This is a genomic window from Streptomyces sp. NPDC008125 (assembly GCF_042957125.1).
GTDB lineage: Bacteria > Actinomycetota > Actinomycetes > Streptomycetales > Streptomycetaceae > Streptomyces.
On sequence record NZ_JBIBHR010000018.1, the window covers coordinates 118,826 to 139,120 of the forward strand.

Annotated in this window: 17 protein-coding genes; 11 read left to right on the plus strand and 6 right to left on the minus strand. The window is 72.7% G+C overall.

Going from position 1 to position 20,295, the window contains the following annotated elements:
- The first annotated feature begins 16 nt into the window (after positions 1–16).
- The 3 genes from ACFZAX_RS27405 to ACFZAX_RS27415 all read left to right on the plus strand — a co-directional run bounded on the left by ACFZAX_RS27405 (position 17) and on the right by ACFZAX_RS27415 (position 4,517).
- The gene (locus tag ACFZAX_RS27405) at positions 17–1,189 is read left to right on the plus strand and encodes a betaine/proline/choline family ABC transporter ATP-binding protein (protein ID WP_390964942.1); all 1,173 of its coding nucleotides are present in this window, start codon (positions 17–19) and stop codon (positions 1,187–1,189) included.
- Positions 1,182–3,803, plus strand: coding sequence for a glycine betaine ABC transporter substrate-binding protein (locus ACFZAX_RS27410; protein ID WP_390964943.1), 2,622 nt, complete (start codon positions 1,182–1,184; stop codon positions 3,801–3,803). Before ACFZAX_RS27405 ends, ACFZAX_RS27410 begins: the two co-directional genes overlap by 8 nt.
- A 168-nt stretch (positions 3,804–3,971) precedes the next feature.
- Positions 3,972–4,517: a helix-turn-helix domain-containing protein gene (locus tag ACFZAX_RS27415; RefSeq protein WP_386889039.1), complete on the plus strand. Its 546-nt coding sequence runs from the start codon at positions 3,972–3,974 to the stop codon at positions 4,515–4,517.
- Between the two features lie 28 nt (positions 4,518–4,545).
- On the opposite strand, the gene ACFZAX_RS27420 is transcribed toward ACFZAX_RS27415, so the two are convergent.
- Positions 4,546–5,715 (minus strand): TDT family transporter, encoded by a 1,170-nt coding sequence (locus ACFZAX_RS27420; protein WP_390964944.1) that lies wholly within the window; start codon positions 5,713–5,715, stop codon positions 4,546–4,548.
- Between the two features lie 70 nt (positions 5,716–5,785).
- Between ACFZAX_RS27420 and ACFZAX_RS27425 the strand changes: the two genes are divergently transcribed.
- Together ACFZAX_RS27425 and ACFZAX_RS27430 are read left to right on the plus strand one after the other, a co-directional pair.
- Positions 5,786–6,721: a LysR substrate-binding domain-containing protein gene (locus ACFZAX_RS27425; protein WP_390964945.1), complete on the plus strand. Its 936-nt coding sequence runs from the start codon at positions 5,786–5,788 to the stop codon at positions 6,719–6,721.
- 68 nt (positions 6,722–6,789) lie between these two features.
- Positions 6,790–8,163: a phospholipase D-like domain-containing protein gene (locus tag ACFZAX_RS27430; RefSeq protein ID WP_390964946.1), complete on the plus strand. Its 1,374-nt coding sequence runs from the start codon at positions 6,790–6,792 to the stop codon at positions 8,161–8,163.
- A gap of 103 nt (positions 8,164–8,266) precedes the next feature.
- Here ACFZAX_RS27430 and eutC read toward each other — a convergent pair whose 3' ends face one another.
- The 3 genes from eutC to ACFZAX_RS27445 form a co-directional block, all read right to left on the minus strand.
- The gene (eutC, locus tag ACFZAX_RS27435; protein WP_390964947.1) at positions 8,267–9,109 is read right to left on the minus strand and encodes an ethanolamine ammonia-lyase subunit EutC; all 843 of its coding nucleotides are present in this window, start codon (positions 9,107–9,109) and stop codon (positions 8,267–8,269) included.
- Positions 9,106–10,503: an ethanolamine ammonia-lyase subunit EutB gene (locus ACFZAX_RS27440; RefSeq protein WP_390964948.1), complete on the minus strand. Its 1,398-nt coding sequence runs from the start codon at positions 10,501–10,503 to the stop codon at positions 9,106–9,108. Before ACFZAX_RS27440 ends, eutC begins: the two co-directional genes overlap by 4 nt.
- A 61-nt stretch (positions 10,504–10,564) precedes the next feature.
- On the minus strand, positions 10,565–11,767 hold the full coding sequence (locus ACFZAX_RS27445; RefSeq protein ID WP_390964949.1) for an alanine racemase: 1,203 nt from the start codon (positions 11,765–11,767) through the stop codon (positions 10,565–10,567).
- A 922-nt stretch (positions 11,768–12,689) separates the two neighbouring features.
- Between ACFZAX_RS27445 and ACFZAX_RS27450 the strand changes: the two genes are divergently transcribed.
- Together ACFZAX_RS27450 and mycP are read left to right on the plus strand one after the other, a co-directional pair.
- The gene (locus tag ACFZAX_RS27450; protein WP_390964950.1) at positions 12,690–13,490 is read left to right on the plus strand and encodes a hypothetical protein; all 801 of its coding nucleotides are present in this window, start codon (positions 12,690–12,692) and stop codon (positions 13,488–13,490) included.
- Positions 13,487–14,710, plus strand: coding sequence for a type VII secretion-associated serine protease mycosin (gene mycP / locus ACFZAX_RS27455; RefSeq protein WP_390964951.1), 1,224 nt, complete (start codon positions 13,487–13,489; stop codon positions 14,708–14,710). Before ACFZAX_RS27450 ends, mycP begins: the two co-directional genes overlap by 4 nt.
- A 45-nt stretch (positions 14,711–14,755) precedes the next feature.
- On the opposite strand, the gene ACFZAX_RS27460 is transcribed toward mycP, so the two are convergent.
- Complete coding sequence (locus ACFZAX_RS27460) at positions 14,756–15,703, minus strand: serine hydrolase (protein WP_390964952.1); 948 nt, start codon at positions 15,701–15,703, stop codon at positions 14,756–14,758.
- Between the two features lie 85 nt (positions 15,704–15,788).
- On the opposite strand from ACFZAX_RS27460, the gene ACFZAX_RS27465 reads away from it, so the two are divergent.
- Both ACFZAX_RS27465 and ACFZAX_RS27470 read left to right on the plus strand, forming a co-directional pair.
- Entirely contained in the window at positions 15,789–16,517 is a 729-nt protein-coding gene (locus ACFZAX_RS27465) for an SseB family protein (RefSeq protein ID WP_390964953.1), read from the plus strand.
- A 512-nt stretch (positions 16,518–17,029) separates the two neighbouring features.
- The gene (locus ACFZAX_RS27470; protein WP_390964954.1) at positions 17,030–18,403 is read left to right on the plus strand and encodes a PQQ-binding-like beta-propeller repeat protein; all 1,374 of its coding nucleotides are present in this window, start codon (positions 17,030–17,032) and stop codon (positions 18,401–18,403) included.
- A 127-nt stretch (positions 18,404–18,530) separates the two neighbouring features.
- On the opposite strand, the gene ACFZAX_RS27475 is transcribed toward ACFZAX_RS27470, so the two are convergent.
- Positions 18,531–18,890, minus strand: coding sequence for a DUF1844 domain-containing protein (locus ACFZAX_RS27475; RefSeq protein WP_266702546.1), 360 nt, complete (start codon positions 18,888–18,890; stop codon positions 18,531–18,533).
- Between the two features lie 329 nt (positions 18,891–19,219).
- Here ACFZAX_RS27475 and infC point away from each other — a divergent pair, with 329 nt between their 5' ends.
- Complete coding sequence (gene infC, locus ACFZAX_RS27480; RefSeq protein WP_390964955.1) at positions 19,220–19,969, plus strand: translation initiation factor IF-3; 750 nt, start codon at positions 19,220–19,222, stop codon at positions 19,967–19,969.
- Between the two features lie 118 nt (positions 19,970–20,087).
- A complete protein-coding gene (gene rpmI / locus ACFZAX_RS27485) occupies positions 20,088–20,282 on the plus strand; it encodes a 50S ribosomal protein L35 (protein WP_266702544.1) in 195 nt (64 codons plus the stop codon).
- Positions 20,283–20,295 lie beyond the last annotated feature (13 nt).

A 20,295-nucleotide genomic window follows, 5' to 3' on the forward strand; every position in this document is an offset into this window, starting at 1 on the left:
AACCCGCGAGGTGTATGTGTCAAGGCTGCAGGCCGAACACCTGTACAAGGTGTTCGGCAGACGACCCGATCAGGCCGTGGAGAAACTCGAAGCCGGCGCGAGCCGGGACGAGCTGCGCGCCGACGGAACGACCGCAGCGGTGATCGACGCGTCGTTCACCGTGGAACCGGGACAGATCTTCGTCGTGATGGGTCTCTCGGGCTCGGGCAAGTCCACGCTTCTGCGGATGCTCAACGGACTCCTGGACCCCACAGCCGGAAGCGTGCTGTTCGACGGCCAGGACCTGACCTCCCTGAGCCCCCGCGAGCTCCGCCACGTCCGCTCGTCCAGGATCAGCATGGTCTTCCAGCACTTCGCGCTCTTCCCGCACCGCAGTGTGCTGGAGAACGCCGCGTACGGCCTGGAAGTGCAGGGCGTCGCCAAGGCGGAGCGCGAGAAGCGCGCCGCCGAGGCGCTGGAGCTGACCGGGCTCGGCGGCTGGGAGAAGTCCTGGCCCGACGAGCTGTCGGGCGGTATGCAGCAGCGCGTCGGACTGGCCCGCGCGCTCGCCACCGACGCCGACCTGCTGCTGATGGACGAGTCCTTCAGCGCGCTGGACCCGCTGATCCGCCGCGACATGCAGGACCAGCTCCTGGAGCTCCAGAAGCGCCTGAAGAAGACCATCGTCTTCATCACCCACGACCTCAACGAGGCCATGCGCCTCGGCGACAGCATCGCGGTGATGCGGAACGGCGAGATAGTCCAGCTCGGCTCCGCCGAGGACATCCTCGTCACCCCGGCCAACGACTACGTCGCCTCCTTCACCCAGGACGTCGACCGCGCCCGGGTGCTGACCGCCGGCGCCATCATGGCCGAACCGCACACCGTCATGGGCTCCACCACCGAGGACGGCACCGAACTGCGCACCCCGCAGGACGTGCTGGACGCGGCCCCCGCCACGGTCGCCGAGGCCACACCGATCATCGAACTCTTCACCCCCTGCGCGTCGAGCGGCACCCCGGTCGCCGTGACCGACGAACGGGGCAGGCTCGTCGGGGTCGTTCCGCGCGAGCGGCTCCTCGCCGTGCTGGGCGAGCCGATGAAGCCCGCCGCGCCGATGCCCGCCGCCGAGGACACCGCGCCCTCCGCGAAGTCCACCGGAGCGGACGACGCCGGCGACCTCACCGCGAAGAAGGTGGCCCGTGTTTAGGCTCCCTCTCGGTGCATGGGTCAACTCCGCCGTCGACTGGCTGCAGACCCACCTCTCCTGGCTCTTCGACGCCATCAGCTCGATCGTCAGCGGCATGTTCGACGGCATCGCGGCCGTCCTCTCCGCGCCCGCCCCGCTGCTCTTCGCGGGCATCGTCGCCGTCATCGCCTGGTGGCTGCGCGGACTGCCCGCCGGTGTCCTCGCGTTCGTGGGATTCGCCCTCATCGACTCCATCGAGCTGTGGGACGAGGCGATGGACACCCTCACCCTGGTGCTCGTCGCCACCATCGTCACGCTGGTCCTGGCGGTCCCGCTCGGCATCTGGGCCTCCCGGTCCAAGAACGTCAGCGCGGTGACCCGGCCGGTGCTGGACTTCATGCAGACCATGCCCGCCATGGTCTACCTCATCCCCGGCGTCATCTTCTTCGGCGTCGGTGTCGTCCCCGGCATCATTGCCACCATCATCTTCGCGCTGCCTCCGGGCGTCCGGATGACCGAACTCGGCATCCGCCAGGTCGACGGCGAACTCGTCGAGGCGGCCGAGGCGTTCGGCACCACCTCCCGCAACACCCTGCTGCGCGTGCAGCTCCCGCTCGCGCTGCCCACCATCATGGCGGGCATCAACCAGGTCATCATGCTGGGCCTGTCCATGGTGGTCATCGCCGGCATGGTCGGCGGCGGCGGCCTCGGCGGCTCCGTCTACCGTGCCATCGGCAACGTCGACGTGGGCCTCGGGTTCGAGGCGGGCATCTCCATCGTCATCCTCGCCATGTACCTGGACCGGATGACGGGCGCGCTGGGGCGCGAGGTCTCCCCGCTGGGCCGCCGGGCGCTCGCCAAGGCCCAGGCCCTGGCCGGCGGCCCGAAGTTCTGGAACTACCGCCCGCAGGGTGCCGTCGCGCTCACCGGCGTGGTGATCCTCGCGCTCGTCGCCGGAGGCATGGGCGTCTTCGGCGGTGGCGGCCCCGCCACCGCCGCGTCCTCCTCGTCCGTCGGCGCGGGCAAGAAGATCAGCATGGGGTACATCCCCTGGGACGAGGGCATCGCCTCCACGTACCTGTGGAAGGAGCTGCTGGAGCGGCAGGGCTTCGAGGTCGACGTCAAGCAGTACGAGGCCGGAGCGCTGTACACCGGCATGGCCAACGGCCAGATCGACTTCGAGACCGACTCCTGGCTGCCCGTCACCCACGCCAGCTACTGGAAGAAGTACCAGGACCGCCTGGACGACCTGGGTTCCTGGTACGGCCCCACCTCGCTGGAGCTGGCCGTCCCGAGTTACGTGAAGGACGTCAAGACCCTCGACGACCTCAAGGGCAAGGGCGCCTCGTTCAAGAACCGGATCGTCGGCATCGAGCCGAGCGCCGGTGAGTCCGCCCTCCTGAAGGACAAGATCCTGCCGGGCTACGGCCTGGACGGCGAGTACAAGGTCGTCGACGGCTCCACGCCCTCGATGCTGGCCGAGCTCAAGCGCGCGTACGCGAAGAAGGAACCGATCGTCGTTCCGCTCTGGTCTCCGCACTGGGCCTACGACAGTTACGACCTGACGAAGCTCAAGGACACCAAGAACCTCTGGGGCAAGGGCGACGGCGTCCACACCCTGTCCCGCAAGGGCTTCGCCGCGGACAATCCCGAGGCCGCGTCCTGGCTGAAGAACTTCAAGATGAGCGAGAAGCAGCTCACCAGCCTGGAGGCCGAGGTCCAGAAGGCGGGCGCGGGCAAGGAGCAGGACGCCGTCCGCACCTGGCTGAAGGCCCACCCGGACGCCGCCGCGAAGTGGACCCCGTCGGCGAAGGCGTCGAAGGCCGCCGACGGCAAGGACGAGCGCGACCGCGCGCTGAACGTCGCCTGGTTCCCGTGGGAGGAGGACATCGCCGCCACCTACCTGTGGAAGGCCGTCCTGGAACAGCGCGGCTACACCATCAACCTCAAGCAGTTCGAGGTCGGCCCCATGTACGCGGCCATGTCGCGCGGCCAGATCGACGTCCAGTTCGACGGCTGGCTGCCGTACACGCAGGCGAACTACTGGAAGAAGTACCAGAAGGATCTGACCGACGTCGGCTCCTGGTACGGCCCCACGTCCATCGAGGTCGCGGTGCCCTCCTACGTCAAGGACGTGCACACGCTCGCCGACCTCAAGGGCAAGTCCTCGGAGTTCAAGGGGCGCGTCGTCGGCATCGAGCCCGGCACCGCCACCATGGAGAACCTGAAGAACAACGTCCTGCCGGCCTACGGGCTGGACAAGGAGTACAAGGTCGTCGACTCCTCCACGCCCGGCATGCTCGCCGAGCTGAAGCGGGCGTACGCCAAGAAGGAGCCGATCGCCGTCGTGCTCTGGACCCCGCACTGGGCGTACGACCAGTACGACCTCACCAAGCTGCAGGACCCCAAGAAGGGCTTCGGCACCGGTGACCGGCTGCACACGGTCGCGAGCAAGGAGTTCCCGGAGAACTACCCGCAGCTCGCGAAGTGGTTCAAGAACTTCAAGCTGAGCGAGGACCAGCTCGCCGGACTGGAGAACGGCATCGCCAAGGCCGGTACCGGTCACGAGGAGGAAGCCGTGAAGTCCTGGATGGACGCCCATCCGGGAATCGTGGACACGATGGCGCCGCAGTAGCCTCGAAATCCGCTCGCACGCAGGTCAGGGGTGGTCACCGCCGGGAGGCGGGGGCCGCCCCTCGCGCGTTGCCGGGAGTTCTCCTCGGTGAGGGAATCACGCAACCATGTGCGTAAGGTGCTGGCAGCCGGGAGGATGGCCGGACGGGAGGGAGCCGACATGGGCGAGATGGACGAGAAGGAAGCACTGCGGGTGGGCTCCGCCGTGCGCCGACGCCGAAGAACCCTGGGGCTCACGCTGGCCGCCGTGGCCGCGCGGAGCGGCCTCTCGGTGCCCTTCCTGAGCCAGATCGAGAACGAGCGCGCCCGGCCCAGCGCCCAGTCGCTCACCCGGGTCGCCGAAGCGCTGGAGACCACCACCGCCAAACTCCGCGAGGCCGCCGACTCGGCGCGCGCCGTGGACGTGGTGCGTGGCGGCGACGAGGACGGCGCCCGCCGGGTGGTGCGCGGCCGCCACCAGCTCAGCGCCCTGGAGTTCATCGGGGAGCAGGACCTCGGCCGCGAGTTCCAGCACCGCAACGACGAGCTCATGTACGTCGTCGAGGGCGCCGTCGACGTCGAGGCCGAAGGCCAGGCCTACCGCCTCGACCGCGGCGACACGCTCTTCCTCTCCGGCGGGGTCCGCCACCGCTGGAGGGCCACCCTCCCCGGCACCCGGCTGCTGGTCGTCGCGGTGGCCGAGCACATCGACGCCACCTACGACTCCCGCCGCTGACGGGCTCCGGGACGCTACGGCCCGGAGTTCAGGCCGTCCCGACGGCAGGAGGGCGCACCGGTACCGGCGGCGCGAGCAGTGTGCCGCCGAGCAGCCCCCGTACGGTCCGCGCCCCGGCCACCGCCCACGCGGCCACCAGGCAGACGAACAGCGCCTCGGCCAGCCAGCCGAAGGCGTGCAGGCCGGTGTGGCGGGCCAGGCCCGCCGCGCCGGTGACGCAGGTGCCGAGCGGGAAGGTGAAGCCCCACCACGTCATCGCGAAGCCCATCCCGGTCCGCAGGGCGCGCACGGTCAAGGCGGTCGAGAGGGCGAGCCAGAGCAGGGCGAACCCCATCACGGGCACCCCGTACAGCACCGCCAGCGCCCCGAGCCCGGTCGCGTACGGGGCGCCGATCGCCCCCGGCGCGACGTCGGCCAGCTGGTTCACGGCGGTGGTCGACTGGCCGAGCGGCCCCAGCACCAGGAAGAGCGTCGGCGTCAGCGCGAGCGGCAGCGGCCCGTGGTGCAGCAGCCGCGCGAGAACGAGGGGCAGCACGGCGAGGGTCGCCAGCACGGTCAGCCCGAACATCGCGTAGCAGCCCAGGAGCAGCGCCTCACGTCCCTGGCCCGCCGGGAGCTTGTGGATCAGGAGCGGGCCGAGCGAGGCGCTGACCAGGGGCGGGACCAGCGGCAGCAGCCACGCGGGGGCGGCGCTGCCGGGTTCGATGCGGTGGCGCACCACCATCAGGTACGGCACGGTCACCGCGACGGCCAGCCCCAGCAGAGAGCCCGCCGAGTACAGCACCACGTCCACGGCCAGTGCGGCCCGTTCGCCCAGCACCGGCGTACCGGCCACCATCGTGGCCCCGCCGACCGAGAGCAGCGCCATCGGCAGGCACCCGAGGAACGGGGCGACCGCCGGGTCCAGCAGATGGGTTCTGGCCTGGTCCCGGTGGTGGCGCCAGTGCCCGGCCCGGGCGGTGAGCACGGCCACCAGCAGGACGGCGGAGAGCGCCCAGACGACGGTGCACGCGCCCCGCAGCCCGGGGACGTCCACCGGAAGAGCCTCACCGGCGCTCGCCAGGATCGCGGTGCCCATCACCGTCGCGTACCAGTTCGGACCGAAGGCGCGCAGCGCCGGCCGCTTCGGTGCGGCGGGAACCGGTGCGTCGTGACGTGTGATCGGCGGCCGGATCAGGGTCCGCTCATGGATGGCCATGACACGATTCTCTGCCGCACGTACCGCCCCCACCAGGCACGTCGCTTCTATGAGGTCATAAGCTGACGTTATGCCCCATGTCCCCGACGACCCCGCTCACGTTCCCCTCTCCCACCGCGTGCCCGACTTCGGGGCGCTGGAGCTGCTGCTCGCCGTCGCCCGCCTCGGCAGCCTGGGCCGCGCCGCCAGGGACCTGGGCATCAGCCAGCCCGCCGCCTCCAGCCGGGTCCGCACGATGGAACGGCAACTCGGTGTCGCCCTGCTGGACCGCTCGCCGCGCGGCTCCACCCTCACCGACGCGGGCGCCCTGGTCACCGACTGGGCCCGTCGCGTCGTCGAGGCGGCCGAGGCCTTCGACGCGGGCGCCCAGGCGCTGCGGGACCGGCGGGACTCCCGGCTCCGGATCGCGGCCAGCATGACGATCGCCGAGTACCTCCTGCCGGGCTGGCTGATCGCGCTGCGCGCCGAACGCCCCGGTACCGCCGTCTCGCTGCTCGCCGGGAACTCCGGACAGGTGGCCCGCCGGCTCCTCCTCGGCGAGGCCGACCTCGGATTCGTGGAGGGCCTCACCACCCCGGAGGGGCTCGACGGCACGGTCGTCGCCCACGACCGCCTGGTGGTCGTCGTCGCCCCCGTCCATCCCTGGGCCCGTCGCCGCTCCCTGCTGACCCCGCAGGAACTCGCCGCGACCCCGCTGATCCTCCGCGAGCGTGGCTCGGGCACCCGCCAGGTCCTGGACGCCGCCCTCGCCGTGCACGGCGGACTGGCCCAGCCCCTGTTGGAGCTCTCCTCCACGACCGCCGTGAAGAGCGCCGCCGAGAGCGGCGCCGGACCCTGTGTCCTGAGCGAGCTGGCCCTCGGCGAGGAGCTCTCCGCCCGCCGCCTGGTCCCCGTCCAGCTCGCCGGTGTACGGCTCCGGCGCCAGCTGCGGGCGGTCTGGCCCACCGGACACCGCCCGGCCGGCCCCGCCCGCGACCTGCTCTCGCTGACGGCGCGGGCGGGCTGAGAGCCCCTCGGGCAGCCCCCGGCCGGATGCGTCACCTCGCGCTCCTGGGGCGGCCCTAGGCTACGCCCATGATCAGAAAGAGACTCATTCCGGCCCTCGCCATCGGAGGCCTGCTGGCGATGGCGGCTCCGTCCGCCTCGGCCGTAGCGTCGACCTACGTGTCCACGGGCGCCATCTTCAACAACCCCAAGGGGCCGCAGGCCGAACAGAACGCGATCCTCGGACACGTCGGCCGGCTCATCAACGGTGCGTTGCCCGGATCGACGATCAAGATATCGATGTACGCCTTCGGGTCCAGCTGGACCGCGGACCGGCTCGTCGAAGCCCATCACCGGGGCGTGAACGTCCAGGTCCTCGTGGACGACGACACCATCAGCGAAGCCTGGATGGGACAGTCCGGCAGGACGGTCCGCGACAAACTCGTCTCCGCCTTCGCCGAGACCCCGCCCTCCGGCACCACGTACGGCACCTCCTGGTTCAGGGTGTGCGAGTACAACAAGCCGTGCCTGGCGGACAGTTCGATCGGCGGCGTCAACCACAACAAGTTCTTCCTCTTCTCCCGCACGACCGGCAGCGGTTCGCCCACCACCGGGGTCCCGGTGGACGACGTCGTCGTCCAGTCCTCGGGCAACCTCACCGGGCAGGACCTCAGCTCGCTCTGGAACGACGCGATGACCGTCGTGGACAACCAGGCCCTCTACGCCGGCTACACGGCCTACTTCGACCGGCTGACCCGGGCGCAGGCGGACAAGTCGAGGGTCAAGGACTACTCGGCCGACGTGGAGGCCGGGGTCGCCAAGGCGTACTTCTTCCCGCGGGCCTCGACGGACGTGGTCGTCAACATCCTCAACACGGTGGGCACCGGCGTGGACGGCGTGGCGCCCACGGGCGGCACGTACCCCGGGTGCTCGGGGAACAGCGCGGGACACGGCACCGCCGACGGGCGCACGGTGATCCGGATCGCCAACGGCCAGATCTCCCGTCCGGCCGTGGCCCAGAAGCTCTGGGAGATGGCCGACGACGGCTGCTACATCGACGTCGTCTACGGCAAGCTCGCCGACTACGCGGCGGAGGGAGCGCACCGCGAGACGGCGTACTGGCTCACCCGGTCGACCAGGCTCGGCAAGATCTCCCTGCACCGTCTGGACAATCAGGGGCTCTCCGGTCCGGCGACGACCGACGGCACCGCTCCGGACACCGGCAGCAGCTCCCACACCAAATACATGGTCATCGACGGTTCCTACAGGGCCAAGAAGGACCAGCGGATCGTCTTCACGGGCAGCCACACCTTCACGGGCATGGCACTGACCGACAACGACGAGACGCTGCTGAAGTACGAGGACAAGAGCGCGGACGCCGGCGTCTTCAACGCCTATGTGGCGAACTTCCGCGCCCAGCGCGCCGAAGCGGCGGCCGAGGCCGAGTACGGCGGCGTCTGGTAGCGGCCCGGTGGCGGCGCGGCGTCCACCGTCGCCACGGGCGAAGAGCTGCCGCCCACCCGGCAGGAAGGACGGACGTCCGCGCCACCCACGCGAACGTTCCTGTTCACCCGGGCCCGGGGAGGTCCCCGGCGGGCAGCGCGCCAGGCCCCGCAGGCTCCTCCCCGCTCAGCGCCACCCCCGAGAGCCCGAGCCGCTTCGCCCCCGCGACCAGGGAGGCGACCGTGCGGGCGGCCGCCCGGTAGCCGAGCCCGGCCGGCGGGTGGATGTTGGAGACGCAGTTGCGCTCCGCGTCCCGCCGCCCGCTCCGGGGCCCGTACGTCAGATACACCCCGAGGCTGTCGGCGGCGCTGAGCCCGGGGCGTTCACCGATCAGGACGAGCACCAGCCGGGCGCCGACCCGCTCGCCGATCTCGTCCCCGAGCGCCACCCGCGCCTGGGAGGCGAGGACCACCGGAACGGCCTCCCGGCCGGCGCGCGTGCCCTCGCCTGCACCTGTGCCGCTGCCTGTGCCTTCGCCTGTGTCTTCGCCCAGCAGCGGCACCAGCGCCTCCAGCAGCGGCAGCGCGTGGAGCTGGACCGCCGTGGCGGAGAGCCCGTCCGCGATCACCACCAGCGTCCCGCCGCCGGGCAGCCCCGCCAGGCGCGGCCCGTCGTCCGGATGCAGCCTCCGGCCCAGGTCGGGGCGGCGCAGGTAGGCCGCCCGGTCGGGGGCCGCGCTGCGCACCCCGGCGACCGGATGGCCCGTCAGCCCCGTACGCAGGGCGTCGAAGTCCACCGCCCGGTGGACCGCGTCCCGTGCCAGGGCGTGCGCGGCCTGGAACTCCAGCAGATGCCGCAACGGCAGAGCATGGCCCGTCCGCCCGAGCCCCACCCGGGCCGGCGTGTGCCGCCGCAGCGGCTCCCAGAGGCCGGGGCCGTTCTCCGCGGCCTCCCCCGTGTCCGTCACGCTTCTCCGATCATCGCGGCGAGACCGGCGGCCAGCGGGCTGTGCGCGACGGGCGCCACCGCCCGGCCCTCGGAGTCGTACATCCCCATCCGCTCCATCCACGCCTCGAACTCCGGCGCCGGACGCAGCCCCAGCACGGACCGTACGTACAGCGCGTCGTGGAAGGAGGTGGACTGGTAGTTCAGCATCACGTCGTCGGAGCCCGGGACCCCCATCACGAAGGTGCAGCCCGCCACCCCGAGCAGCGTCAGCAGGCTGTCCATGTCGTCCTGGTCGGCCTCGGCATGGTTGGTGTAACAGACGTCGACGCCCATCGGCAGACCGAGCAGCTTGCCGCAGAAGTGGTCCTCCAGGCCCGCCCGGATGATCTGCTTGCCGTCGTAGAGGTACTCCGGGCCGATGAACCCGACCACCGTGTTGACCAGCAGCGGGCGGAACCGCCGGGCCACGGCGTAGGCGCGGGCCTCCAGCGTCTGCTGGTCGACGCCGTGATGCGCGTCCGCCGAGAGCGCGCTGCCCTGGCCGGTCTCGAAGTACATGACATTGTCGCCGAGTTGGCCCCGCCCCAGCGAGAGGCCCGCGTCGTGGGCCTCCGCGAGCAGGGCCAGATCGATACCGAAGGCGCGGTTGGCGGCCTCGGTCCCGGCGACGGACTGGAAGACCAGGTCGACCGGTGCGCCCCGCTCGATCGCCCGGAGCGTACGGGTGACATGGGTGAGCACACAGGTCTGCGTCGGGATCGCGTACCGCTGCCGGATCTCGTCCGTCAGCCGCAGCAGATCCGTCACCGAGGACAGCGAGTCGGACGCCGGATTGATGCCGATGACCGCGTCCCCGCAGCCGTACAGCAGCCCGTCGAGCACGGAGGCCGCGACGCCCCGGGGATCGTCCGTCGGATGGTTGGGCTGGAGGCGCACCGAGAGCCGCCCCGGCAGTCCGATCGTGTTCCGGAACCGGGTGACGACCGTGCACGCCCGGGCGACCTGGACCAGGTCCTGGTTGCGCATCAGCTTGCTCACCGCGGCGGCCATCTCCGGGGTGAGCCCCGGCGCCAGCGCCGCGAGCGCCGTAGGGGTCGCCCGGTAGGAGAGCAGCCAGTCGCGGAACTCGCCGACCGTCAGCCCGGCGACGGGCGCGAACGCACCGGCGTCATGGGTGTCGACGATCAGCCGGGTGACCTCGTCGTCCTCGTAGGGCACCACCGGGTCTTCGAGGAAGGCCCGCAACTCCACCTCGGCCAGCGCGATCCGGGCCGCCGTGCGCTCCGCGTCGCTCCGCGCGGCGACCCCCGCCAGCTCGTCCCCCGAACGCGCCGGGCCGGCCCGCCCGAGCAGCTCCCGCAACCCGTCGAACCGGAAACCGGCCACCCCGACGGAGGCCGTGTACTGGGGCATGGCCGCACTCCTTCACCCGGCAGGCGCTGAGACCCTGAGCCTGCCACACGGCGGAGCGTCCTCAGAGGAAGGTCCGCCCCTCACCCCGGTACGTCGGCACGGTGGCCGTGATCCGGTCGCCCTCGATCAGCCGCAACGCGTCGAACCGTTCGCAGAGTTCGCCCGCCTTCGCGTGCCGGAACCACACCTTGTCGCCGATCAGCAGATCGTCGGCGGCCGAGCCCAGCAGCGGCGTCTGGACCTCGCCGGGTCCCTCCTGGGGGTCGTACCGCAGCCCTTCGGGGAGGTACGGGACGGGGAGCCGGTCCGGGCCCGCCGCGCCGGACGCCGGATAGCCGCCGCCGAGCACCGTCACCACGCCCACCCCGGGCCTGCGCACGACGGGCTGCGCGAAGAGCGCCGCCGGACGCCCGGTGAACGACGTGTAGTTGTCGAAGAGACGGGGGACGTACAGCCCCGATCCGGCCGCGATCTCCGTCACCGCGGACTCCGCGGCGGTGTGCTGCACGCTGCCGGTGCCGCCCCCGTTGACGAACTCCAGGTCGGGCACGACCGCGCGCACCGCACGCACCACCTCGGCCCGGCGCACCACCAGCTCCCGGCGGGCCGTGGCCTGCATCAGCCGGACGGCACGGGACCGCAGCGGACGTCCCGGGACCGCGTCCCCGACCCCCGCGATGTGCCCCTCGTACGCCATGAGGCCCACCAGACGGAACCCCGGCCGCCGGGACACCGACCGGGCCAGGTCGGCGAGTCGGGCGGGGGAGCGCAGCGGGGAGCGGAGCGCGCCGATCCGGACCCGGCCGCCCAGCAGGCGCAGCGAGGTGTCCAGCTCCAGCGCGACCCGGATCTCCTCCGTGCCGCCCGCGCGGGACGCGTCGATCAGCTCCAGCTGCGCCGGGTCGTCCACCATCACCGTCACCGAGGCGGCGAGCTTCGGATCGGCGGCCAGCTCGGCGAAGGCGGAGCGGTCGGCGGACGGGTAGGCGAGCAGTATGTCGTCGAAGCCCGCCCGGGCCAGCCAGAGCGACTCCGCCAGGGTGAAGGACATGATCCCCGCGAACCCCGGCCGGGCGAGCACCCGTTCCAGCAGGGCCCGGCAGCGGACGGACTTGCTCGCCACCCGGATCGGCTTCCCGGCGGCGCGGGCGACGAGGTCGTCCGCGTTGGCGTCGAACGCCTCCAGGTCGACCACCGCGAGCGGTGCGTCGAGATGGGCGGTGGCCCGGTCGTAACGGGCCCGGTCAGTGGCGCGCACAGTCATGGCGGCAGCTTGCCAGAGAGGCGTACCCATCGGTAAGGGCCTGCGAAGAATCGCTGGTCGCCCTCCTCGCGCCCGGCCGGACCCGGCACGGGGCGCCGCCCGGGGAACGAACGGCGCGGATGCGACGCCCGGACCGACCCGCTCCCCGCGGCCCGCCCGCAGCCCGTAGAGTGACCGGCACGCGGCGACCAACGGGCTTGCCCGGGTGCGTGTTCCGCGAGCGGTACGCGAGGTGAACCAGGGGGACGGGATGAGTACCGAGGCGCAGCACGCTCCCGTGCCGCCCCGCCCACCGGCCCCGCCCGGCACCACCACGCCCCCGCCTCCCGTAACTCCCACACCGGCCCCGGGCACCGCCGCCGCTCCGGCCGGTGCCGTCGGTCCCGAGCCGGCCGTACCTCCCGCGCCTTCCGTCGCCCCGCCTGCCGTACCTCCCGTACCTCCCGTACCTCTCGTACCTCCCGCCCGGGCGACCGCGCGGCCCGTCGTGCCCCCGCCGCAGGGCCCCGCGCCCGCCTTCCCCTCCGGCCCGCCCCCGTCCGGCACCGGGCAGATTCCCTCCGGGACCACCCGGCGCCTGCGCCCGGGGGCCTCTGCCGCGCGGCCCCCCGTACTGCCGTCGGCACCACCGCCCGTCCCCGCGCCGACGCCGTCCGAGACCACCACCCGGCTGCGGCCCGTCCCGGCCGCCCCCGCGCGCCCCGCGCCGCAGGTCCCCGGCGCCCGGCCCCCGGTCGCGCCCGCCCGGCCGCCCGCCGCCCAGCCGCCCGCGCCGCCACCCGCCGCCCGGCGCAGGCCCGTCGGTGCGGTGGACCTCACCCCGCCGCCCGGCGCCCCGCCCGGCCCGCCGCGAGCCCCGTACGGGACGGGGCACCCCGGCCCGTACCCCGTACCGCCGCGTTACGGCTTCCCCGAGACGCCGATGGAACGGACCACCCGGCTGCGGCCGGTCCGGCCGGAGCCCCGGCAGCGGGCCAGGACGGTCGCCGCGGCCGTCTGCGTCGTGCTCGGCATCGGCCTGATCGGCGGGGCGGCGGCCGGGGCGTGGCTCACCGACGACGCCTCCGCCTCGTCCGGCGCAAACACCTCCTGGTCCACCGCCCGCAGCGCCTGGCACAGCCTCCCCGTCGACACGCTCTTCCCCCGCACCCTCCAGGGCAAGGGAGCCGGACCGGGCGGAGCCGACCGGGTGTGGACCCGGCTCGGGGTGGCCGCCGACGGCGACTGCGCCGAGGCCCTCGACCCGCTGCTGGTACGCGCCCTCGGGCCGGTCGGCTGCGTACGCGTGGTCCGCGCCACCTACACCGACGCGACGCGCAGCACGGTCACCACCGTCGGCATGGTCTTCACCGAGGCGGACGCCACCGCGATGCGGGCGCTCGCCACCCGGTTCGCCGATCAGAAGCTCGGGGGGCGCAAGGACCTGATGCCCCGTACGTACCCCGTGCCGGGCACCGCCGCAGGGGGGTTCGGGGCCGCCCAGCGGGCCGCCTGGACGACGCACGTACTCACTGAGCTGCCCGTCCTCGTCTACGCGGTCTCCGGGTTCGCGGACGGACGGGCCGTCACCGATCCGCAGCCCGCCGCCCGCGCCATGGCCCGGGACGCCACCACGGCCGTCGCCGAGGCGGGTCTCGGCAACGACGCCGAGGGCGTCGCCGACTGGGTGGAACGCGCCCTGCGCACGACGCTCGCCGACCTGACGGAGAAGAAGCCGCGATGAGCCCCCGATCCGCCGCCGCCCGCTCCACCGCCGCACCCGGGCGTGCGCGGGCCGCGCGGGCCCTCGTCGCCGCCTGTGCCGCCGGGCTGCTCGCGCTGCTGCCCGCCACCCCGGCGCGGGCCGATGCCATCCGCGACCGGCAGTGGGCCCTCGCCTCCCTCCACACCGACCAGGCCTGGCGGACCACCAAGGGCCGGGGCATCACCGTCGCGGTGCTCGACACCGGCGTCGACGACAGCCACCCCGACCTCGTCGGCGGAGTACTGCCCGGCAAGGACCTCATCGGCTTCGGCGCGGGCCCGGGCGACAAGGCATGGGCCCTGCACGGCACCGCCATGGCCGGCATCATCGCCGGGCACGGCAACGGAGCCGGTCAGAGCGACGGCGTGCTCGGCGTCGCACCCGAGGCGAAGATCCTGCCGGTCCGGGTGATCCTGGAATCCACCGACGCCGCCCGGGCGAAGGCGCGCACGTCCCGGGGCACCGCCCTCGCCGACGGCATCCGCTGGGCCGCCGACCACGGCGCCGACGTCATCAACCTCTCGCTGGGCGACGACAGCAAGTCCGCCCACGCGGACGCCTCCGAGGACAACGCCATCCAGTACGCCCTCGCCAAGGGCGTCTCCGTCGTCGCCTCGGCGGGCAACAGCGGGGAGAAGGGGGACAGCACCTCCTACCCGGCGGCCTACCCCGGCGTCATCGCCGTCGCCGCCGTCGACAAGTACGGCACCCACGCCTCGTTCTCCACCCGGCACTGGTACGCCACTGTCAGCGCACCCGGCGACGACATCGTCGTCGCCAACCCGGACCGGCACTACTACATCGAGTGGGGCACCTCGGCCGCCGCGGCCTTCGTCTCCGGCGCCGTCGCCCTGGTCCGCGCCGCGCACCCCGACCTCACCCCGGCGCAGATCAAGACGCTCCTCGCGAAGACGGCCCGCGACGCCCCGGCCGGTGGGCGGGACGACACCCACGGCTACGGGACCGTCGATCCGTCGGCGGCCATCGCGGAGGGCGGGGACGCCGCACGGGCGGACAGCAAGGCCGCCGCGGCCGGTTACGGCAAGAAGTACTTCGGTTCCGGGCCCGACCCCGCGACCGGCGCCGGCGGACCGGCCGCCTGGACCGCCCCGGCCGCCGGAGTGGCCGGCGTCCTGTTCCTGGCGGCCGCCGTGGTGCTGTGGCGCGGCAGGAACCGCACGGCTTCCTCCTTCGGCTGACCGCACTGCTGCCCGTCCACGAGCGGCACGGGGCGGGCGGCGCCGTCAGCCCGCCGCCGCGACCGCTCCCACCGCGGCCTTCGCCGCCGCCTCGGCCAGGGCGATGCCCGCCTGCTGGGTGGCGTGGCCGTCGCTGAGCACGGCCACCAGATACGTGCGGCCGTCCGACTCGACCCGCCCCACGCTGTTGATGTCCCACAGTCCGGTGGTGGTCCGGGGCATCCAGCCGTTCTTCAGGAGCACGTCGCCGCCCGCCGCGGACACGCCCCACCGCTGGTCCGCCTCGACCCGGCCCATCAGCTCCTGGACGTAGGCCCGCGACTCCGCCGACAGCGGGGAGCTCGCGGGAGAGGCCGGCGGGGCGAAGACCGCCTCCAGCAGCCGCACCTGGTCGGCCGCGGTGGTCCGGCTCAGCCCCCACGCGTGGGAGGCGGTCGTACCGGTCAGCCCCAGCCGCTCGTTCGCCGCGTCGAGCGCGCTCTCGCCGCCGACCACCTGGAGCAGCCGCGTCGCCGAGGCGTTGTCACTGTTCTCGATCATGGTGGCCGCCGAGGCGCGCTCGCTCGCGGTCAGCTCCCGGCCCTCGTCCTGCGCGGTCAGCAGCAGCGCGGCCAGGATGTCCACCTTCACGATGCTCGCCGTGTCGAAGGTCTGCCCGGCGGCGCTCTCGTACGTGCCGCCCGCCCCGCTCTCCGTGTCGAGGACGGCGACCGAAAGCCGCGCGTCACCTGCCACCGGCCGGACGGCCGCCGCCACCAGCGCGTCGTACTCCACCGCGGGCTCCTCACTCGTCGCGCTCGCCGTCGCGGACGGTGTACCGCCCCCCGGCGAGGCGGCCCGCGACGAGGCCGAGGCTACCGAGGCCACCGGGGTGGCCACGCCGTCGGCCGCGTGGCTCGTCAGGTACGCGCCGCCGGCCGCCGTACCGGCCAGCACGACCAACGTCGTCACCGAGGCGGACATCACTGACCTGCGTATTCTCCGTCGGGGCATGGCCGCACGCTAGGAACCGCAGCTGAGAGGAGCCTGTGGCGAACCTGTCGTCAGGGTGAGAAAAGGAACCCACTAGGCTCGTCCCGTGGAGCTCAAGAACATCCCGGACCCCGGTTTCTCCGACGACGACGGCACCGCCGCCCCCGAGCTGACGGCGGCGCTCGCCGCCTGGTCGAAGGACAGGTCGGCCGTCGGGCCGGTGCTCGCCGCCCTCCGGGACGCCCGGCTCCTGGTGCCCGTCGTCGCCGTCCTCGGCGAGGTGGAAGAGGACGAGAACGGGCTGCGCCGCGAGAAGACCAGCGACATGGCGGTCCCCACCCTCCGTGCGGGGAACCGGCGCGCACTCCCCGCCTTCACCTCCACCGCGTCCCTGGCGCTCTGGGACCCGCAGGCCCGCCCCGTCGCCGTGCCCCTGCACCAGGCGCTCCAGGCCGCCGCCCACGAAAAGGCGGACACGGTCGTGCTGGACCTCGCCGGGCCCGTCGCCTTCGAACTCTCCGGGTCCGCACTGCGCGCCCTCGCCGAGGGACGGACCAGCGCCGACCCGCTGGAAGACCCCGCCGTCGTCGCGGCCGTACGGGACGTCGTCGCCGCCGAATCCGCCGTGCTCCGCGCCCACCTGGGCCCCGGGAACGCCGACGGCACCCTCGCGCTCGTCCTCGCCCCGGACGCCGTCCCCGCCGAGGCCGCACGCCGGGTGGCCTCCGCGCTCTCCGCCAGCGAGGTGCTGCGCGCCCGGCTCGTACGCGGCCTCGACCTCGCCGTGCTGCCGGCCGGAGCGCCCGCTCCCGGTGCGGCGCTCTTCACCCGCTGACCGCACGGCCTCCCGAGCCCGCCGGGCGCACGGTCGGCCAACGGAGCCCGCGAGGCGCACGGCCTCCCGAGCCTGCGAGGCGCACGGCGGCCCCGGGAGCGGCCACCGCCACCCGAACGGCCCAGCGAGGGCGCCCGCCACTTCCTCCCGGGACGGGGCGACGCGAATGAAGCCGGAAACTCCTCGCCAGGGGGGTGCCTCTCGCCAGGTGGTCGGATGCGGACGCGGACGGTTGTCTCGGAGTTCGGGTCATCGCCGCGCTCGCCCACCGTCTGACGCATCCGGCCTCGACCGGTGCCGCCGAGGCGGGCGACGTTCCGGCCGACGAGGCGGGGACGGCCTGAGCGACACCCCGGCGCGCGGAAGCGCCGGATCCCGCGGAGCCCGCCGCCCCATCCGGGGGCGACGGGCTCCGTAGGAGCGAACCCGCCCCGCTGGGGGCGCCCTTGAGGCGTATGAGGCGTATGGGAGCCTGGAGAGGCACAGTGTGACGCTTCGTCAAGGGGGGAACCTTGAACACGGACAGTTCGGCGCAGGACGCCGGGAGGCCGCGCGGCCTGCTCCGCACAGTGGGGATCGTCGCGATACCGGTGGGCATCGCCGCGGTCGTCGTCGCCCTGGTGGCCGCTCTGCTGGATTCGGAGGGCTATCTGCCGGGGGGCGCGATGGTCCGCAGCTGGGAGGCCCCGCGCGATCTGAACGCCGCTGACCACGGCAACGGCGGGTGGCTGGTGGACGACACCGTGGTCCGTACCCGTTTCGACGCGGTGACCGGGTTCGGCGCGGCCGACGGCAAGGAGCGCTGGGAGTACGTGGTGCCCGGCCGGGCCGAGATATGCGCCGTCGGCACCACCACCGCCGACGGGATCGGCCTGATCGCCTACGGCGAGGACGGTGACGTGGAGAAGGGCGGGGGCTGCGCCACGGCCGCCGCGATCGACCTGAGGACGGGCGACGAGCTGTGGCACACCCCGGTCGCCGCGGACACGGACGTCCTTGAGGAGCAGCCGGACCTGGTCGCCGTGGGCGGCGGGCTCGCCGTCTTGCGCGACAGCGACGCGGACTGGGCCTACGAGCCCCACCCGCACGACGATCCCGAGGACCGGCTGGCCGGCACCGAGGCACTGCGTGCCGTCGATGCCCGTACCGGAGCGGCGCGGTGGAAGGCGGCGATGCCCAAGGGGTGTGTCCCGTACCGGGTTTCGGCGACGGAGAAGCAGGTTCTCGCCGTACTGGCCTGTGAACTCAAGGACCTGGAACTGGCCGCCTTCGACCCGGCGGACGGCGCGCTGCGGTGGGCTGCGCCGCTCGACGCACGACGCAGCGTAGCCGTCGACGCGGAGGTGTCCGTCCTCTCCGCGGACCCGCCGGTCGTCCAGGTCGCGGAGAGCGCGGACCGTGGGGTGCATGCCTTCCTCGCCTTCTCGGCGGACGGCCGACCGCAGGGGCGGATCGAGTTCGACGGAGCGTACGGCGAGATTCCCGCGGACCGCTCGCGCGCCAAGGTCGCGGTGAGCGACGGCAGGCTCGTCGCGGTCGCCGCGTACCCGTACAAGGGCTTCACCTACGACCAGCTGGTCGCCTTCGATCTGAAGAGCGGCGACGAGGCGTGGCGCGCCAAGCCGAGGAAGCGCGACTTCTCCGGGCTGTACGTGGGAGGCGGCCGGGTCACCGCGATCTCCGACCCCAACGAGAAGGACACGTCCGACGACAAACTCGACGTCTACGACCTGGAGACCGGCGACGAGAAGGACGACCGTTCGTTCCGCGAGGACGTGGACAACGACAGCCGCGAGCTCGCCGACGTGTACGCGTACAAGGACCTGCTGATCCTGGCGCGCTGGGGCGACGCGGTGCACCCGCTGACCGCGTACAAGAAGTGGTGACCGGCGCCGGGTGAACCCGGCGGGCCGCCTTCCGGGCGCCGCACCGGTTCCCGCGTTCCGCCCCGGACACCTCGGAGCCCGCCCTCCACGGGGGAGGGCGGGCTCCGAGGTGAGTCTCCGGGTGCTGCTAGCCGTAGACCGGGCCCGTGTACTTCTCACCCGGGCCGGTGCCCGGCTCGTCCGGGACGAGCGAGGCCTCGCGGAAGGCGAGCTGCAGGGACTTCAGCCCGTCGCGCAGCGGCGAGGCGTGGAAGGTGCTGATCTCGGTCGTGCTGGCGTCCAGCAGGCCGGCGAGGGCGTGCACGAGCTTGCGGGCCTCGTCGAGGTCCTTGTGCTCCTCGCCCTCCTCGGTCAGGCCGAGCTTCACGGCCGCGGCGCTCATCAGGTTGACCGCGACGGTCACGATCACCTCGACGGCGGGGACCTCCGCGATGTCGCGGGCCATTTCGTCGAAGCCGGGGTTCTCGGTGCTGGGGGCGTCACTCATGCCCCACACGATACGGCGGGTCCCGTACGTCCCCGCGCGCGGGAGCCGCCCGCCCGGGCGGGCGGGTGCAGCCGATTTACGTTCTCGTCCGGCGGCTGCTAACCTTGTGTAACGACCGGCCGGACACCTATGTGCTCGGCCCACAAGTGGAGGCTCCGATCTCCCACCCGATCACCCTCAGGGCGACGGGTCACCGGTCAGGCGGCCACCATCGTTCCGTACGGACGATGGAGCCGTCCGATGCGCCCCGCGGATTGCACGCGGCGGTGTTCCGGTATTTCCAGGAGCCCCGCCTGTGTTCCCGTCCGGGGCATTTTTCATGTTCCGGCGTGGTTGGTCTTGTCGAAAACAGACGTTACGGGGCTGTCCGCCAGGCGGTCCCGTGGTGCTACCTAGGAGGATCCATCAGCGCCGAGCCCCGCATCAACGACAGGATTCGCGTTCCCGAGGTGCGACTTGTCGGACCCAGCGGCGAGCAGGTCGGGATTGTTCCGCTTGCCAAGGCCCTGGAGCTCGCACAGGAGTACGACCTCGACCTGGTCGAGGTGGCGGCGACTGCCCGTCCGCCCGTGTGCAAGCTCATGGACTACGGGAAGTTCAAGTACGAGTCGGCCATGAAGGCCCGTGAGGCGCGCAAGAACCAGGCGCACACGGTCATCAAGGAGATGAAGCTCCGGCCGAAGATCGACCCGCACGACTATGACACCAAGAAGGGTCACGTCGTCCGGTTCCTGAAGCAGGGCGACAAGGTCAAGATCACGATCATGTTCCGTGGTCGTGAGCAGTCCCGCCCGGAGCTCGGTTTCCGCCTGCTCCAGCGTCTTGCTTCGGACGTCGAGGAACTCGGCTTCATCGAGTCCAACCCCAAGCAGGACGGCCGGAACATGATCATGGTTCTGGGCCCGCACAAGAAGAAGACCGAAGCCATGGCGGAGGCCCGCGAGGCGCAGGCCGCCCGCAAGGCCGAGCGCCAGGGCACTACCCAGGACGCCGAGTCCGAGGGTGAGTCCCAGGAGCAGGCCGAGGCACCCGCCGAGGCTCCTGCCGAGGCTTCGGCCGAGACACCTTCCGAGGCGTGACCTCGGGGCCGCCATCCAGGCGGCCCCCGGTCCTCTTGGAATCCACAGAGATCTGACGCCCCTGATTGCGCGGTGCCCGCACCGTGAGGGGCGCCACTGACGAGGAGAGAACGGCGCGATGCCGAAGAACAAGACGCACAGCGGTACCAGCAAGCGCTTCAAGATCACCGGCTCCGGCAAGGTGCTCCGCGAGAAGGCGGGCAAGCGCCACCTCCTGGAGCACAAGTCGTCCAAGAAGACCCGCTCGCTGACCGGCACGGTCGTCGTGGCTCCGGCCGACGCCAAGAAGATCAAGAAGCTTCTCGGCAAGTGAGGTCCTGGCCCCC

What these genes read in the sequence shown, in the direction of transcription:
- ACFZAX_RS27415 (WP_386889039.1), top strand. Translation starts at nt 3,972, where the DNA reads ATGGACGAGAAGGAAGCACTGCGGGTGGGCTCCGCCGTGCGCCGACGC.
- ACFZAX_RS27420 (WP_390964944.1), bottom strand. Translation starts at nt 5,715, where the DNA reads ATGGCCATCCATGAGCGGACCCTGATCCGGCCGCCGATCACACGTCAC.
- ACFZAX_RS27425 (WP_390964945.1), top strand. Translation starts at nt 5,786, where the DNA reads ATGCCCCATGTCCCCGACGACCCCGCTCACGTTCCCCTCTCCCACCGC.
- ACFZAX_RS27430 (WP_390964946.1), top strand. Translation starts at nt 6,790, where the DNA reads ATGATCAGAAAGAGACTCATTCCGGCCCTCGCCATCGGAGGCCTGCTG.
- ACFZAX_RS27440 (WP_390964948.1), bottom strand. Translation starts at nt 10,503, where the DNA reads ATGCCCCAGTACACGGCCTCCGTCGGGGTGGCCGGTTTCCGGTTCGAC.
- ACFZAX_RS27445 (WP_390964949.1), bottom strand. Translation starts at nt 11,767, where the DNA reads ATGACTGTGCGCGCCACTGACCGGGCCCGTTACGACCGGGCCACCGCC.
- ACFZAX_RS27450 (WP_390964950.1), top strand. Translation starts at nt 12,690, where the DNA reads ATGGAACGGACCACCCGGCTGCGGCCGGTCCGGCCGGAGCCCCGGCAG.
- mycP (WP_390964951.1), top strand. Translation starts at nt 13,487, where the DNA reads ATGAGCCCCCGATCCGCCGCCGCCCGCTCCACCGCCGCACCCGGGCGT.
- ACFZAX_RS27460 (WP_390964952.1), bottom strand. Translation starts at nt 15,703, where the DNA reads ATGCCCCGACGGAGAATACGCAGGTCAGTGATGTCCGCCTCGGTGACG.
- ACFZAX_RS27475 (WP_266702546.1), bottom strand. Translation starts at nt 18,890, where the DNA reads ATGAGTGACGCCCCCAGCACCGAGAACCCCGGCTTCGACGAAATGGCC.
- rpmI (WP_266702544.1), top strand. Translation starts at nt 20,088, where the DNA reads ATGCCGAAGAACAAGACGCACAGCGGTACCAGCAAGCGCTTCAAGATC.